We start from the raw sequence: 13,934 nt of genomic DNA on the forward strand, positions 1-13,934 counted from the left end.
AGTTCCTTACCTTAACTTACCAACGATAGTGAGAGAACGCGCGGTTGGCCTCGGCCATCTTGAAGACGTCCTCACGCTTCTTGACGGAAGCGCCAAGACCGTTGGAGGCGTCGAGGATCTCGTTAGCGAGACGCTCGGCCATGGTCTTCTCCTTGCGAGCGCGGGAGAAGTTGACGATCCAGCGGATGCCCAGAGCGGTGGAACGACGGGAGTTGACCTCCATCGGGACCTGATAGGTAGCGCCACCGACACGCTTGGGCTTAACCTCGAGCGTGGGCTTGACGTTGTCCATAGCCTTCTTGAAGGTAGCGAGAGCGTCGCCACCCTCGGACTTCTCGGCAACGATCTCGAAAGCGGTGTAAACGATGCGCTCAGCGGTGGCCTTCTTGCCGTCAAGAAGGACCTTGTTGATGAGCTGAGTCACCAGGCGGTTGTTGTAAACGGCGTCAGGCTGAACCTCACGACGATTAGCTGCTGCACGACGCGGCATGTGAAATCTCCTTAAGTGTCTACCGTGCGGCGCTTAGGCGGCGCACGGCGAAAGTATCAAAACGTTATCTGGCTTATTTAGCCTTGGGGCGCTTAGCACCGTACTTGGAACGGGCCTGCATACGGTTCTGGACCGGAGCAGCGTCGTAGGCGCCACGGATGACGTGATAACGGACACCAGGGAGGTCACGGACACGACCGCCGCGGACGAGCACGATGGAGTGCTCCTGCAGGTTGTGGCCCTCACCCGGGATGTAAGCAGTAACTTCGATGCCGTTGACGAGGCGAACACGGGCAACCTTACGAAGAGCCGAGTTCGGCTTCTTGGGGCTCGTGGTGAAGACGCGGGTGCACACGCCGCGCTTCTGGGAGTTGTGCTGCAGAGCAGCGTTCTTGGACTTCTTGGGCACGGAACGACGGCCCTGGCGAACCAGCTGGTTAATAGTAGGCAAAGCGTACTCCTTCTCGAATGATTCCAGCTTTCTGTAAAGTGCAACGGCTTGAATCGAGGGGTCAGCATCCCCCTACGAAACACGCAGTTCGATAGGATACGTGCCGTTAGCTGTGCCGTCAACAGACCACGCCGCCGGGCGTATCCCAAAATAGCCATATTTCCGCAAAGCCTCCATAAAAGGAATCCCCGCCTGTGCGCAAGTGCCCATTCCAGCCGTCCATGTAACGCAAAAATGGCCGCTTCCTCTAGCAGGAAGCGGCCTAGACCTTACGAATAGACGATGGTAAAGGGTACTTCTGTTTCGGTCTCTCCTGTTGATGTGCATCTCGTGCCCTCGAGGGTCACCGAGACCACTTGATCGACATTGATCAGTTTTGTCGGAACCCAGATGTTCTCTCCGCTATTGCGCGCCATCGAAACATAGAAATTGTACGCCCCTGCGTCGTCATCTTCGATAATCTGCTCCGATCCATCCTTGTAGCTGACGGTCAGTTTATGATCAACTGCTTCATAGCCCAGATCATCGATGTGCGTCTGGATGGAAAACGGGCTGATCTCGAGAGGCGAGTCGTCGGAGCGGAGCTCCTTTGTATCGACGTGCGCTCCGACGTTAAACTCTGGCGTCGATACCTCGATCACCTTCGCATCCTCACCTTTGCCCTCCGTCCAACTGATATTCCAGGTGACCGCATGTCGTAAATCTCGATCGCGATTCCAAGATGCAAAGTACATCGTGCCGTTAATGACCGTGTCGCTTGATGTGTCTTTATCAATGGTGCAGCGTGTATCAGCCCATTCCTCGCCGAAGTTCATGCTGGGTGTACTGACGCCCCCTTCTTCTTCACCATAGAGAACAAGTTCGCCAAGCTCTGCCGCCGGCTTGTAGTAGCTAACGCCATTCGGATTGGACAATGTAAACGTCACAGCACCGCAACCGTTCTCGTCGATTGCCATCTCATGAATGTCGAGCGTATAGCCGTTGCCCTCGACGGACAGATTGACCTTCTGGACTGCACCCTCCAGGCTTTGGGGCGCGATACCATCACCAAACTCTCTGGTGTAGGTATATTTCGTCCCCGACGAGCCGCCATTTGTCCAGGTAACGGACTCTCCGTTGCCATGGTTTCCCCAGGCAGAGGCAAAATAACTGGAATTGACAACAGCGTAGGCGACCCCTCCGGTCGCCAGCACTCCGGCAAGACATCCGATTACGGCAACATACAGAGGCTTCGCGTGACCCTTTCGGCGAAGCGGCTCGCCAGCAGCGGCATAAAGAACACGGTCAGCAAGATCGCTATCGGCTTGGACGGACTCGAAGGCCTGCTTGATCTGGTTGGATTTCACGGTCGCCCTCCTCTAGGATGAACTTGAGCTTCGATCTGCCGCGAGCTAAACGCGTTCGAACGGTCGCGGCTGGCACATGCAGTAACTCGGCAATTTCTGAAGTCGAGAAGCCCAGATAGTAATAGAGCACGATGGAGATACGGAATCGTTCCGGAAGCCGCATGACGTCTAATAGGACGGCCTTGGTCTCGTCCTGCGCCGTCAAGAGCGAATCGGTCAGACTTTCAATATCCTCCACGCGCCTCCACGGCTTTCGAAAGAGAGATTTGCATTCATTGATCGTGACCCGGATGAGCCATCGACGAAGATGCTCCCAGCTTTCAAAATGCGTATCGCTTTTGAGTAACTTTAGAAAGACGTCTTGAGCGACATCGTCGGCGTCAGCGCGATCACGCAGATACGTCAAGGCGATTCGGAACACGACATCTCGGTGATCCTCGACCGCCTGTCTAAAAGCTTGTTCTTCCATAATCACCTCCCGGTGACACTGATGGTTCTTGATGGGGCCCTCACCATAGATACGCTTTGACCAAACGGAATGTTTCAAATTCAAGCAGGAAAAACTACCAAAATAAACCTGTCCTTTTTTGCAAGTGATCAACGGAACGCAACAAGTTGAGCATACGCAAGCGAGCGGCCCCCAGAGCGTACAAGGTGGCATGAAAAAGGCAGGGCATTGACCTTTTGGTCATGCCCTGCCTTTTGAATGACAGATTGTAGCTCTGGGGGCCGCGCAGCGACGGAGGTCGCCGCCGTTCGTTAGAACGGCGGAACTAATTACTCCTCGTCGTTGTCCTTGGCCTCTTCGGCGTCGTCGGTGTCCACGAGCTGGTTGAGCAGCTCGTCGAGGGAAGCCATGTCCTCGTTGATCGCGCCGTTGGCGGGAGCCTTCTTGTCGTCGATCGGGGCGCCCAGGAGCTCCTCGTCGGCGTCGGCGTGATGCGTCGGAGCGGAGGTACCCAGCAGGATATCGTCCGGACCGTCGGGGCTAAAGACCATCTGCAGCAGCTGCGAGAGGTCTTCCTCGTCGGCAACGTCGTCGTTGTTCTCGAGGATGTAGAGCAGATCGTGGGCCTCCAGGCCGTCACGGAGCTCCTCGATCGCCTTGGCGCCGATGCCATCGATGCGCAGCAGATCCTCCTCGGACTTGCCAACCAGGTCGCCGACCGTCTCGATGCCAACCTCGCTGAACTTGTTGGTCCAGCGCTGCGACACGCCCAGATCGTCGAACAGGTACAGACGAGCCTTCTCGGCGGAGATGGTGTGGCCGTTGCGGGTGAACGAACCGTCAGCACCACCGAACTCGTCGTAGCCGGCCCAGTCGAGCTGCTGCGGGAGCTGCTCGTCCAGGTCCTTGAGCTCCACAGGAGCCCACTCGGGCAGCGACTTGGCGTTGGGCGAAGCCGGGCCGTCGATGTCCACGTAGCCGTCGGCCGTGCGATACGTCAGCTTGGCGTTGGCGTACGGCTTGAGGCCGGTACCAGCCGGGATCTTCTTACCGACGATGACGTTGGACTTAAGGTCGAGCAGGTGGTCGACCTTGCCCTCGATGGCAGCCTCGGTAAGGACGCCAGCGGTACGAATGAACGAAGCGCTCGACAGCCAGGAGTCGATGTTGGACGCGACCTTGAGCGTACCCAGGATGACGGGCTCGGCCACAGGAGCCTGACCGCCCAGACGGGCAACGCGCTCGACCTCGTCGGCAAACTCGTAGCGGTCGACGTACTGACCAAGCAGGTACTTGGAGTCGCCGGGGTTGGTGATCTGAACGCGACGCAGCATCTGGCGTGCGAGCACCTCGATGTGCTTGTCGTTCAGGTCGACGCCCTGGCTGGTGTAGACGTCCTTGACGCTCTCGACGAAGGTGTGCATCGTCGACTCGATGTCGGTCAGCTTGCGCAGGTTGCGGAAGTTGACGAAGCCCTTGGTGATCTGGTCGCCAGCGCGAACCTCGCAGCCGTCCTCGATCTCGGGCATGAAGCGCACCGAAGCGGGGACGCGACGCTCGTCGAGGACACGGGTGTGATCCTCGGAGTCGGTGAGCGTCAGCACGTACTCGGACTTCTCGGGCTTAATCGAGAGGTGACCGGAGTACGGAGCCAGCTCGGCCTCGCGACCCAGGATCTTCTCGTTGACGTTGCCGACGATATCGAACATACGGCTGACCGTAGGCAGACCCTGCGTAATATCGTCGACGCCAGCGACGCCGCCGGAGTGAATGGTACGCATCGTAAGCTGCGTACCGGGCTCGCCGATGGACTGGGCGGCAATAATGCCGACCGCGGTACCGATGGCGACCGGACGACGGGTGGAAAGATCCCAGCCGTAGCACTTCTGGCACACGCCGTACTTGGAGCGGCAGGTGAGCAGCGCGCGAAGCTTGACCTTCTTAAGGCCGGCATCGACCATCTTCTGGATGTCAGCGACCTTCTCGATGTAGCCGTCCTGCTCAAAGAGCACGGTGCCATCGGGAGCCACGACGTCCTCAATGAAGCAACGGCCGACGAGGTCGGTGTTGAGGTCGGTGGTGCCGGGGATGATGAGGTTGTAGGTGACGCCCTCGTGCGTACCGCAGTCCTCCTCGCGGACGATGACGTCTTGGGCCACGTCGACCAGACGACGGGTCAGGTAACCAGAGTCCGAGGTGTGGGATGCGGTATCGACCAGGCCCTTACGGGCGCCGTAGGTCGAAATGAAGTACTCGAGCGGCAGCAGGCCCTCGCGGAAGTTCGCCTTAATGGGAAGGTCGATCGTCTCGCCGGACATGTCTGCCATCAGGCCACGCATGCCGCCGAGCTGACGCAGCTGGGTCTTAGAACCACGGGCGCCGGAGTCGGCCATCATGTAGAGCGGGTTCTCCTCGTCGAACAAGTCGAGCATGAGCGCTGCGACCTTGTCGGTACAAGCGGTCCACTCGTTAACGACTTCGATGTGGCGCTCCGTCTCGTTGATGAAGCCCTCCTCGAAGTACTCGTTGATCTGGTCGACGTTAGCCTGGGCGCGGTCGAGCAGCTCCTGCTTCTCGGCAGGGATGAGAGCGTCCCACACCGAGATGGTGAGGCCGGCGCGGGTAGCGTAGTGGAAGCCGGAGTACTTGATGGCGTCGAGGATCGGACCGACCTTGGCCTCGGGGTAACGATCGCAGCAGTCGGCAACCAGCTTGGCCACGTCGCCCTTGACCATCTTGTAGTTCATGAACTCGTAGTCTTCGGGCAGGCACTGGCGGTTGAAGATGATGCGACCGATAGAGGTCTCGAAGCGTGCGGTCTTGTTACCGGTGACGTCGTAGTCGACAAACTCGTTCTTGCCATTCTTGACGCGGAAGATACGGGTGCCGTCCTCGTTGATGACGTTGGCGTTCTCGGCGGACACGCGGACCTGAATCTTGGCCTGCATGTCGACCTCGGAGCGGCAGTCATAGGCGTGCAGCGCGTCGTCGAAGCTCGAGAACACGTGGTTCTCGCCCGGCAGACCGTCGCGGACCTGGGTGAGGTAGTACACACCGATGATCATGTCCTGCGAGGGGATGTTGACCGGCTTGCCGGATGCCGGCGAGCGCAGGTTGTTCGCAGAGAGCATGAGCACGCGGGCCTCGGCCTGAGCCTGGCTGGACAGCGGCACGTGGACAGACATCTGGTCGCCGTCGAAGTCGGCGTTGAAGGGCGAGCAGACCAGCGGGTGCAGGTGGATAGCCTTGCCCTCGACCAGAACCGGCTCAAAGGCCTGGATGGACAGACGGTGCAGGGTCGGTGCGCGGTTGAGCAGCACGACGCGGCCGTCGATGACCTCTTCGAGGATATCCCACACAAAGGTGGCACCGCGGTCGATAGCGCGCTTGGCGCCCTTGATGTTCTCGACCTTGCCAAGCTCGACCAGGCGCTTCATGACGAAGGGCTTGAAGAGCTCCAGCGCCATGGTCTTGGGCAGACCGCACTGGTGCAGCAGCAGCTTGGGGTCGGTAACGATAACCGAACGGCCGGAGTAGTCGACACGCTTACCCAGCAGGTTCTGACGGAAACGGCCCTGCTTGCCCTTGAGGGCCTCGGCGAGCGACTTGAGCGGGCGACCGCCACGGCCAGAGACCGGGCGACCACGACGACCGTTGTCGAACAGGGCGTCCACGGACTCCTGGAGCATGCGCTTCTCGTTGTTCACGATGATCGCAGGGGCGTCCAGGTCGAGCAGGCGCTTGAGTCGGTTGTTACGGTTGATCACGCGACGATACAGGTCGTTGAGGTCGGACGCGGCAAAGCGACCACCGTCGAGCTGGACCATCGGGCGCAGATCGGGCGGAATGACCGGGATGACGTCCAGGATCATGTTCGCGGGGCTGTTGCCACCCTTCAGGAAGGCGTCAACGACCTCGAGGCGCTTGACGGCCTTCTCGCGCTTCTGCTTCTGGGAATCCTCGTCGGCGATGATGGCCTTGAGCTTCTCGGCCTCGGAAGGAAGGTCGATGGCAGCGAGCAGGTCGCGGACGGCCTCGGCACCCATGCCACCCTTGAAGTACATGGAGTAGTAGCGGGTCATCTCGCGGAACAGCGGCTCATCGGAGATGAGGTCGCGCTCGGTGAGCTTCATGAAGGCGTTGAAGGCGTCCGTGCGGAGCTGCTTCTCGTCCTTGCACTCTTCCTCGATGTCGACGATGCCGGAGGCGATCTCCTCGGGGGTCAGCGGCTCCTCGTCGGAGAACTCGTCAAAGTTCTCGGGGTCGCCCTGCTCCTTGAGGGACTCGATCTGGCGGGCGCACTCGGCATCGATCTCTTCCAGATCGGCGGCGAGCTCCTCGCGCAGGTCGTCGGCGTCGGCCTCGCGGGCCTCATAGTCAACCTCGGTGATGATGTAGCTGGCAAAGTACAGAACCTTCTCGAGGTCCTTGGACTTGATGTCGAGCATACGGCTCATCGGGAAGCTCGTGGGGCTCTTGAAGTACCAGATGTGGGACACGGGAGCGGCGAGCTCGATGTGGCCCATGCGGTCGCGACGCACCTTGGCCGAGGTGACCTCGACGCCGCAGCGCTCGCAGACGATGCCCTTAAAGCGGATGCCCTTGTACTTGCCGCAGGAGCACTCCCAGTCCTTGGCGGGACCGAAGATCTTCTCGCAGAACAGGCCGTCCTTCTCGGGCTTGAGGGTACGGTAATTGATGGTCTCCGGCTTCTTGACCTCACCGTGCGACCAGGAACGGATCTGGTCGGCGGAGGCAAGGGAGATCTTTACCGAGTCAAAATCAGTAGCTTCGAAATCTGCCACAGTCAACTACTCCTTATCAGTGGTCGTGGCGGCGACAGCCTCGGGTGCCTCGGCGGTCTCGGCATCCTCGGCCTCGACGTCGGTGTCAACGCCGGCGAGCGCAGCCAGGTCGTCGAGAGCAGAGGTCTCCTCGGCGGTCACAGGGGCGGAGGCGTCCTCGTCGGCATCGTGCATGGGCTCGATGTCCAGCGCGAGGGAGCGGATCTCCTTGACGAGAACCTTGAAGGACTCGGGGATACCCGGGACAGGAACGTTCTCGCCCTTGACGATGGACTCGTAGGTCTTGACGCGGCCCACGGTATCGTCGGACTTGACGGTCAGGATCTCCTGCAGGACGTTGGAAGCACCGTAAGCGTACAGTGCCCAAACTTCCATCTCGCCGAAGCGCTGGCCGCCGAACTGGGCCTTGCCGCCCAGAGGCTGCTGGGTAACCAGGCTGTAAGGGCCAGTCGAACGGGCGTGGATCTTGTCGTCGACCATATGGCCGAGCTTGAGGATGTAGGACGTACCCACGGTAATGGGCTCGCGGAACTCCTCGCCGGTACGGCCGTCGAACAGACGGGTCTTGCCGCGCTCGTCAAGCTGGGTGACGAACTCGGGGCGCATGTGATCGCCAAAGGCAGCGGTGGCCTTGTTGAGCATGTTCTTGTTGGCACGACGGATGACCTCGGCGATCTCGTCCTCCTTGGCGCCGTCGAAGACGGGCGTGGCGGTGAAGAACGGACCGGGGACGTATTTGTCGGAGTCGGCCTGCTCGGTATCCCAACCGCAGGCAGCAGCCCAGCCAAGGTGGCACTCGAGCAGCTGGCCGACGTTCATACGCGAAGGAACGCCCAGCGGGTTGAGGATAACGTCGATCGGGGTACCGTCAGCCATGTAGGGCATGTCCTCGACCGGCAGAACGTTACAGATAACGCCCTTGTTGCCGTGGCGGCCGGCGATCTTATCGCCCTGCTGGATCTTACGACGCTGGGCGACGTAGACGCGCACCTGCTCGTTGACGCCGGGGGCCAGGTCGTCGCCGTTCTCGCGGCTAAAGCGGACGACGTCGATGACGCGGCCGTAAGCGCCGTGAGGCATCTTAAGGGAGGTGTCGCGGACATCGTGGGCCTTGGCACCGAAGATGGCGCGCAGCAGGCGCTCCTCGGCGGTCAGAGCGCTCTCGCCCTTAGGCGTGACCTTGCCGACCAGGATGTCGCCAGGGCCGACCTCGGCGCCGATGCGGATGATGCCGTCCTCGTCGAGGTTGGCAAGCATGTCCTCGGAGAGGTTCGGGATCTCGCGGGTGATCTCCTCGGGGCCGAGCTTGGTGTCGCGGGCGTCGATCTCGTGACGGGTGATGTTGATGGTCGTCAGCAGGTCCTCGGCCACCAGGCGCTCGGACACGACGATACCGTCCTCGTAGTTAAAGCCTTCCCACGGCATGTAGGCCACAGTGAGGTTCTGACCCAGTGCGAGCTCGCCATGATCGGTCGAAGGACCGTCAGCCAGGGGCTCGCCCTGCTCAACGGTGTCACCGACGCGCACGAGCGGACGGTGGTTGATGCAGGTGGACTGGTTGGAGCGCTGGTACTTGGCCAGATGATACTCGTCCATGCCACCGGCATGCTTGACGATAATCTTGGCGGCGTCGGCAAAGATGACCTCGCCGGCGTTCTTGGCCAGGGTGACCTCGCCGGAGTCCAGGGCGGCGCGACGCTCCATGCCGGTACCGACATAGGGAGCGGCGGGGTGAACCAGCGGCACGGCCTGACGCTGCATGTTGGCGCCCATCAGCGTACGCTTGGCGTCGTCGTGCTCGAGGAACGGGATCAGCGTGGCTGCGACGGAGAGCATCTGACGCGGCGAGACGTCCATGTAGTCGACGTCCTCGACGGGCACGTCGGCGGGAGCGCCGAAGGAGCCGTCGAAGTCGCGGGTACGGGCGATCACGGTGTGCGGGCGGACAAGCTTGCCCTCAGCATCGGTCGTGATGAACTCGTTGGTCTTGGGATCGAGCGGCGTGTTGGCCGGCGCGATGACGTGCTTCTCTTCCTCGTCAGCGGTCATCCAGTCGATCTGGTCGGTGGCAACGCCGTTCTCGACGCGACGGAACGGGGCCTCGATGAAGCCATACTCGTTGACGCGGGCGTAGAGGGCGAGCGAGCCGATCAGGCCGATGTTGGGGCCTTCGGGGGTCTCGATCGGGCACATGCGGCTGTAGTGCGAGTTGTGAACGTCACGGACGGCCGTCGGCACGTTGGTGCGGCGGCTGGAGCCGGACTTGTGGCCGGCAAGACCACCAGGGCCGAGTGCGGACAGACGGCGCTTGTGGGTCAGACCGGTCAGGGGGTTCGCCTGGTCCATGAACTGCGAGAGCTGCGAGGAACCGAAGAACTCCTTGATGGAGGCCACGATCGGGCGGATGTTGATGAGCGACTGCGGGGTGATCTCGTCGATGTCCTGGGAGCTCATGCGCTCACGGACGACGCGCTCCATACGGCTCATGCCGATACGGAACTGGTTGGCGACGAGCTCGCCAACGGTGCGGATACGGCGGTTGCCAAAGTGGTCGATGTCGTCGACCTTGAAGCCCTGCTCGCCGGCAGCGAGGGACAGCAGGTAGCGCAGCGTCGCGACGATATCCTCGTCGGTGAGCACCGTGACCTCTTCCTCGGTGGTGAGGTTGAGCTTCTTGTTGACCTTGTAACGACCGACGCGGGCCAGATCGTAGCGCTGCGGGTTAAAGAGCAGGCCCTCGAGCAGGCTGCGGGAAGCGTCCACGGTGGGAGGCTCGCCTGGGCGCAGGCGACGGTAGATCTCGATGAGGGCGTCCTCGCGGGTGAGGGCGGTGTCGCGCTCCAGGGTGCGCTTGATCACATCGGAGTTGCCGAGCAGCTCGATGATGTCGTCGTTGGTGACGGCGATGCCAAGGGCGCGCAGGAACATCGTGGCGCTCTGCTTGCGCTTACGGTCGATGGAGACCATGAGCTGGTCGCGCTTGTCGACCTCAAACTCAAGCCAGGCACCGCGGGACGGGATGATCTGGGCCTTGTAGATCTGCTTGCCCGAATCCATCTCGGAGCTGTAGTACACGCCCGGGGAGCGGACGAGCTGCGAGACGACGATACGCTCGGTACCGTTGATGATGAAGGTGCCCTGATCGGTCATCATGGGGAAGTCGCCCATAAAGACGAGCTGCTCCTTGATCTCGCCGGTCTCCTTGTTGGTGAGACGAACATCGGTCAGAAGCGGGGCCTGATACGTCATGTCCTTCTCGCGGCACTCCTCGACGGTGTGCGCGGGGTCGCCGAACTGATGCTCGCCGAAGGTAACCTCGAGAACATGGTTCTGGCTCTGGATGGGGCTGGATTCCTTGAACGCCTCACGAAGACCCTCGTCCTTAAAACGCTCAAAGGATTCCCTTTGAACAGAGATAAGGTTGGGGAGCTCCATGGCCTCCGGGATTTTCCCGAAGCTGACGCGCTTGCGCTCAGTGGCAGTGTATGCGTAGGTCACCAGGTTTTTCCTCCTTCACGGAAATGCTCGGTGGGTTGGCGAGGCATAGCTTCGCCAGTTATCGCAACCTAATAGTTTATCAGGTACCGACCGTTGGGCAAGAAAAGCCTTGACGCGATTGAGTTTTTGGAGTAGCAAAGTTTTTCGACAGAAAACACGCAGGTAGATGTATGTGTATCGAACATCTGTTCATATATTTTCTGTGAACAGAGAGCCAGCAATCGCAGCTCTTATAAAAAACGGGCGCGAACCGAGGTCCACGCCCGTAAATGTCGGTGCCCGAAGGCTTACTTGCGCATCAATCCGCCGCGCTCGTCGATAGCGTCCCAGAAGGCATCGGCAAAGCGGGGGTCGCTTGCAGCCATGAGGGCGTTGGTGGCCATCCAGCCAGAGGGAGTGCCGGTGTCGTAGCCCGACAGCGGGTCGATGACGACGGCGTACATGGCCTCGCGGTCGAGCGAACGGGCCATGGCGTCGGTGAGCTGGATCTCGCCGCCCTTGCCGGCCTGCTGATCTGCCAGCAGGTCCATGACCAGCGGGCTCAGCAGGTAGCGACCGACGATGTACAGGTTGGACGGAGCGGCCTCGGGAGCGGGCTTCTCAACCAGACCGCCGATACGCCAGACAGCGCCCGGCTCGGCATCGGCAACGTCCTCGGCGCCCTCGAGCGAACCGACGCGCTCGCCAGCGATAACGCCGTAGCGGCTGACTTCCTCGGGCGAGCAAGCAGCGACGGCGATAACCGAAGCGCCACCGTGCTCCTTGGAAACGGCGAGCATCTTGTCGCAGATATCGCGGTTAGGCACAACGTAGTCGCCCAGAAGAACCAGGAAGTTCTCCCCTGCCACGGCGTCGGCAGCAGAGCGAATAGCATGGCCGAGGCCCTTGGGCTCGTACTGATAACGGAAGTCGACCGGCATACCGCCAGCGTGGGCGACGGCATCGGCATAGGCGTTCTTGCCGCGCTCGCGCAGCAGGTTCTCGAGCGAACGGTCGGGCTGGAAGTAGTTCAGCAGCTCGGGCTTGCCGGGAGAAGTAACGATGATGGCGTCGTCGACCTCCTCGGGGTCGAGTGCCTCCTCGACGACGTACTGAATGACGGGCTTGTCGAGCACCGGCAGCATCTCTTTGGGCGTGCACTTGGTGCCAGGCAGAAAACGCGTGCCAAGACCGGCGGCGGGGATGATTGCCTTCATGTTATTCAAAGATCCTTTCGCAGGCGCAAAAGCGCCCCATGCGTGCGGCACACAGCCGCAGACCAAATTGCGATACCCAAGCATCTTACCGCTGGAACTATATGTCGCTACAAGGCAGAGACAATTCTTCAGCAGGTCAACGCAAATTATTGCTCGAATGGTGCAATTTTATTGCCCAACGGCAGGGCACCCGATACGACGCAAATCACAGAACATGGCAGTTTGAGCAACCGATGCCGAGGGACCGAAAAACAAAAAAGACGGGGCTCGCAATGCGAACCCCGTCTGCAAAGAAATCTGGCGAGAAAGCCTGATTACTTGAGGGTGACAGCAGCGCCAGCAGCCTCGAGCTTCTCCTTGGCAGCCTCGGCGTCCTCCTTCTTGGCACCCTCGAGAACAGCCTTGGGAGCGCCCTCGACGACCTCCTTGGCCTCCTTCAGGCCAAGGTTGGTGAGCTCACGGACGGCCTTGATGACCTGGATCTTGTTGTCGCCGAAGCCCTCGAGCACGACGTCAAACTCGGTCTTCTCCTCGGCCTCAGCAGCGCCAGCAGCGGGAGCGGCGACAACAGCGGCAGGAGCAGCGGCGGAAACGCCGAAGGTGTCCTCGATAGCCTTAACGAGCTCGGAAGCCTCGAGAAGGGTCATTTCCTTAAGAGCATCGATGATCTCATCGGTGGTAAGCTTAGCCATTTCTAAGTCCTTTCGGTTTCCGTGTCTGTGCACGGAGATCAGTTAAAACACGGCGCGAATGCGCCAGGGGTGCGGCGTTGCCGCCGCGGGTGAAAACAGCGACTAGGCTGCCTTCTGCTCGGAGACCTGCTGGATCGAACGAGCGAGACCAGAGGAAACGCCGTTGACGCAGACAGCGATGTCGCGAGCGAAACCGGAGATGAGACCGGCGATCTGGCCGAGAAGCTGATCCTTGGTGGGCAGCTCGGCGATAGCCTTAACATCATCAGCGGAAACGGCCTTGCCGTCGGAGATACCGCCCTTGATCTCAAGGACGCCCTTGGACTTAGCGGAGAAGTCCTTAAGGGCCTTAGCGGCCTCGACCGGCTCGGTCTCGTAGAACACATAAGCGACGGGGCCGGCGAGGATCTCGTCGATCTCGGGCTGCTCCTGGTTCTTGAGAGCGATCTTGACCAGGTTGTTCTTGTAGACCTTCATCTCGGCGCCGCACTCGCGAAGCTGATGACGCAGCTCCTGAGCCTGCTTAACCGTCAGACCGTTGTAGTTGACGACGAACAGACCGGCGTTCTCGGCGATACGGGACTCGATCTCTGCAACCTTGTCGATTTTGTACTGCTGGGGCATGAATTACACCTCCTCGAATTCTTTCCGGGCACGGTCCGCCACAAGGACGTGACGGGGGCATGTCCAAAAAGAAAGCCCCCGCGCTGCATGAGCGACGGGGGCGAGAAGACATATCTACTCGACCACCTCGGCTGGCGGGATGTCCCATTAAGCTCGCGGGCGATGCCCGTTTGCACCGGCTGTCTCTGGCAGCGGATTCGTGCGTGAACCGAAAGTATTATGGCGGGGACCCTGGCGTCGGTCAACGGGCGCGAGGATTCGTACACAAACCCTGCATACGCTCCGGTCCGAGGGGCCGGGTTGAGATTTTCGCTCGGTCAAGTCCTGGCTCGCACGAAGGCCACATTAAGTGGCCTTCGGCTCGTGCGGAATCTACGAAAATCT

At 60.6% G+C, this 13,934-nt stretch carries 9 protein-coding genes; all 9 read right to left on the reverse strand.

Annotation, left to right across the window (positions count from 1 at the left end; all coding sequences use genetic code 11):
- Positions 1–16: 16 nt before the first annotated feature.
- The 9 genes from rpsG to rplJ all read right to left on the reverse strand — a co-directional run bounded on the left by rpsG (position 17) and on the right by rplJ (position 13,550).
- The gene (gene rpsG / locus ACGHIZ_RS09150; RefSeq protein ID WP_006235013.1) at positions 17–490 is read right to left on the reverse strand and encodes a 30S ribosomal protein S7; all 474 of its coding nucleotides are present in this window, start codon (positions 488–490) and stop codon (positions 17–19) included.
- Between the two features lie 73 nt (positions 491–563).
- Positions 564–941, reverse strand: coding sequence for a 30S ribosomal protein S12 (rpsL, locus tag ACGHIZ_RS09155; RefSeq protein WP_006235012.1), 378 nt, complete (start codon positions 939–941; stop codon positions 564–566).
- Between the two features lie 269 nt (positions 942–1,210).
- Positions 1,211–2,287, reverse strand: a complete 1,077-nt coding sequence (locus ACGHIZ_RS09160) for a DUF4179 domain-containing protein (RefSeq protein WP_117817112.1) — start codon at positions 2,285–2,287, stop codon at positions 1,211–1,213.
- The gene (locus ACGHIZ_RS09165; protein ID WP_187361806.1) at positions 2,238–2,756 is read right to left on the reverse strand and encodes an RNA polymerase sigma factor; all 519 of its coding nucleotides are present in this window, start codon (positions 2,754–2,756) and stop codon (positions 2,238–2,240) included. The genes ACGHIZ_RS09160 and ACGHIZ_RS09165 overlap by 50 nt, the downstream gene beginning before the upstream one ends.
- Before the next feature lie 308 nt (positions 2,757–3,064).
- Positions 3,065–7,540 (reverse strand): DNA-directed RNA polymerase subunit beta', encoded by a 4,476-nt coding sequence (locus tag ACGHIZ_RS09170; protein ID WP_199585923.1) that lies wholly within the window; start codon positions 7,538–7,540, stop codon positions 3,065–3,067.
- Positions 7,541–7,546: 6 nt separating this feature from the next.
- Complete coding sequence (locus tag ACGHIZ_RS09175) at positions 7,547–10,975, reverse strand: DNA-directed RNA polymerase subunit beta (RefSeq protein WP_233506176.1); 3,429 nt, start codon at positions 10,973–10,975, stop codon at positions 7,547–7,549.
- Positions 10,976–11,325: 350 nt separating this feature from the next.
- Positions 11,326–12,234 carry a UTP--glucose-1-phosphate uridylyltransferase gene (locus tag ACGHIZ_RS09180; protein WP_055250255.1) on the reverse strand — a complete coding sequence of 303 codons (909 nt, stop codon included), beginning with the start codon at positions 12,232–12,234 and terminating at the stop codon, positions 11,326–11,328.
- A 314-nt stretch (positions 12,235–12,548) separates the two neighbouring features.
- A complete protein-coding gene (gene rplL, locus ACGHIZ_RS09185; RefSeq protein ID WP_006235005.1) occupies positions 12,549–12,926 on the reverse strand; it encodes a 50S ribosomal protein L7/L12 in 378 nt (125 codons plus the stop codon).
- A 102-nt stretch (positions 12,927–13,028) separates the two neighbouring features.
- Complete coding sequence (gene rplJ / locus ACGHIZ_RS09190; RefSeq protein ID WP_055250258.1) at positions 13,029–13,550, reverse strand: 50S ribosomal protein L10; 522 nt, start codon at positions 13,548–13,550, stop codon at positions 13,029–13,031.
- Positions 13,551–13,934: the final 384 nt, after the last annotated feature.

This window comes from Collinsella sp. i05-0019-G5 (assembly GCF_042851345.1).
Lineage (GTDB): Bacteria > Actinomycetota > Coriobacteriia > Coriobacteriales > Coriobacteriaceae > Collinsella.